This window comes from Microbacterium sp. 5K110 (assembly GCF_005774735.1).
Lineage (GTDB): Bacteria > Actinomycetota > Actinomycetes > Actinomycetales > Microbacteriaceae > Microbacterium.
Genome location: NZ_VBUM01000175.1, coordinates 1 through 1,039, shown reverse-complemented (window position 1 = coordinate 1,039; position 1,039 = coordinate 1). Strand labels below are relative to the sequence as shown.

1 protein-coding gene is annotated in these 1,039 nt (G+C 70.4%); it reads right to left on the bottom strand.

Annotated features, from left to right (window positions below):
• The coding region (locus FE256_RS17945; RefSeq protein ID WP_138178354.1) for an acyltransferase family protein at positions 1 to 1,038 on the bottom strand (1,038 nt) is incomplete at its 3' end.
• Between the last annotated feature and the right edge of the window lies 1 nt (position 1,039).

Here is a 1,039-nt window from a genome sequence, read left to right as displayed (position 1 = left end):
GAGCCAGGGGAGGCGCGGCTCGACGAGGGGGCGGAACACCCGCCGCACCGGACGGCTCGAGAGTGCCACGGCGATGGCGACGCTGCCGAGAGCGACGACGGGGATCCACAGTCCCATCGGCTCCAGGCCCCGCAGGATCCCGGACTGGCGGAACGGGTACAGCACGAACGTGTGGAGCAGGTAGACGTACATCGTGTACCGCCCGAGCGCCGTCCACCGCGTCTCGCGGCGCGGCACGAGAACGAGGAACGCGGCCATGAGGACGAGCGCCAGCGCGATGATCGCCAGGCGCACACCTCCGGCCCACCACTGCGGGGCGCCGAGATCGGCGTAGCCGTCGACGAAGAACAACCACGTCCCCAGACGCATGTCGCGCCAGACGTCGACGAGCGCGAACGCGGCGACGCCGGCGCTCGCGAGCACGGCGACGGCGACCCCGCGCAGCCACGCGGGTCGGTGAGCGAGCATCCGGTAGCGGGCGACCGCATCGTGCTCGCGCAGCCACCAGCCGAGCGTGAAGAAGGGGAGGAGCCCGAGGAAGCGCGAGAGCGAGAACGTCGAGTCGAGGCTCGGCAGATACCCTGCGACGATCGAGATCCCCAGAGCCCACCACACCGGGCCGCGGAGGAGCACGAGGTACGGCAGAACGAGGCGGAACAGCGCCAGGGCCAGCAGGAACCACAGCGTCCACGCCGGTTGTGCCGGATCGAGATTCGTCCGGCCGGTCACGAGGAACTGCGTGAGCGTCCACAGCGCCTCGAAGATCAGGTAGGGCGCGACGAGGTCGGTGATCACTCGCGCCATGCGCTGCCGCGTGGGCTCGCCCGCCGACGAGAAGTACCCCGAGACGAGGGCGAACAGCGGCATGTGGAACGCGTACACCAGGAGGTACAGCGCCTCGGCGGCATCCGAGTCGTACGTCAGGCGCTGGATCGCGTGGCCGAACACGACCAGGACGATCGCGGCGAAGCGGGCGTTGTCCCAGAACGGCACCCGGGGTTTCGCGGGGCGGAGGGGCGTGGCATCCGGAGTCGTCATC